Source organism: Streptomyces rugosispiralis (genome assembly GCF_024505145.1).
Lineage (GTDB): Bacteria > Actinomycetota > Actinomycetes > Streptomycetales > Streptomycetaceae > Streptomyces > Streptomyces rugosispiralis.
Genome location: NZ_JANIAA010000153.1, coordinates 1 through 1,475, shown reverse-complemented (window position 1 = coordinate 1,475; position 1,475 = coordinate 1). Strand labels below are relative to the sequence as shown.

The 1,475-nt window shown below is 65.9% G+C and carries 1 protein-coding gene; it reads left to right on the top strand.

Translation table 11 applies throughout. The annotated features are described in order from the left end of the window. Positions 1-235 precede the first annotated feature (235 nt). Positions 236-1,369, top strand: coding sequence for a hypothetical protein (locus NP777_RS46795; protein ID WP_256656307.1), 1,134 nt, complete (start codon positions 236-238; stop codon positions 1,367-1,369). Positions 1,370-1,475 lie beyond the last annotated feature (106 nt).

Genomic DNA, 1,475 nt, shown 5'->3' with positions numbered 1-1,475 from the left:
GAAACTCGGTGGGGGCTTTTTGGTGCCGTACAGCAGCGAAGTACAGCAACTACTTGCGATCCTTGCTCACCCAGGTGCTTGCCGAGCTTCTGCAGCGCCTTACGGGTGGCCTCGGACGGGACGTGCCACGGAGGCACTCCCTCGGGCCCCGCAAAGGCTGGGCCCGTTTGGCGGCACAGCAGGTGAGCGCGCGATCACCTGTCGTTAGAAAGAGAACGTCATCTTGCCATCCCGGTTGACCAGCACGCCCGCTGACGCCGGTGATGCGCCGCTTCACTCCAGCGCTGAGGAAGGCGTAACGATGAGGTTCATTTCGCGGTCCGGCGCCATGACCGTCGCGGTCGGTGCGGGACTCTCCCTCGTGGTCCTGCCGACCGGGACGGCCAGTGCCGCCGAAGACATCCGAGTGGGGTGCAACGACATCCCCGGCCTGGTGAACGCGATTAACCAGGCCAACGCCAACGGTGGTCGCACCACGCTCGCATCCCGCTGCACCTACACACTGACCACCCCGGACAACCCGGACGATGGCCTTCCCGAGATCACCGGGGATGTCACCATCTCCGGCAACGGCTCCACCATCCGACGCGACCCGGACGCCACGGACAGCTTCCGCATCTTCCACGTGGTGTCCGGTGGCACGCTCACCCTGAAGTCGCTCACGGTCAGCGGCGGCGTCAGCAGCAACTCTGGCGGCGGAGCCCTCAACGAGCAGGGCACACTGAACCTGAACGACACCGTCTTCAAGGACAATTTCGCGGTCACCGGTGGTGGCGTCTCCAACAACGGCGGACAGCTCCACCTCGACCGCACCACCGTCGAACGCAACACCGCAGCCAGCTTCGGCGGCGGAGTCCTCAACACCGGTAACGGCACAGTCGCCGGTAACGGCACCATGACGATGAAGGGCGGCTCCCTGCTCAAGAACCGAGCAGTCACCAGCAATGGCGGCGGTCTGGAAAACCAACTGGGCACCGCGACCCTGGAGTCCGTATCGATCAGGGGCAACACCGGCATCGAGGGCGGCGGCATCCGCAACGTGAACACCTCCACCCTGAACCTGAAGTCGACCACCATCAGGGACAACATCGCCGTGAGAGGCGCGGGCCTCTCAAACCTCGGCCCCAACGCCACCGCCACACTGGTCGACAGCCTGATCACACGCAACACGGCGATCACCGCCGGCGGCGGCATCGACAACCAGTCGAACGGTCAGGTCACGCTCACCAACACCAAGGTCATCGACAACACCCCGGACAACTGTGCCCCCGAAGGCAGCGTCCCCGGCTGCACCAACCCCACCACCGCCATCGACCCGCCGCCCGCGCAAGGGCTCCAGTCCGACGAGGACGTCAAAGACCCCGAGTGAGCCGCCCACCACGATGACCGAGAAGGGCGGGACCACTCACCGGGACCCGCCCTTCCGCGCGCCGTCGGACTCAGGTCCACCGCAGCTCAAAGCCCCCGCCGGGGAT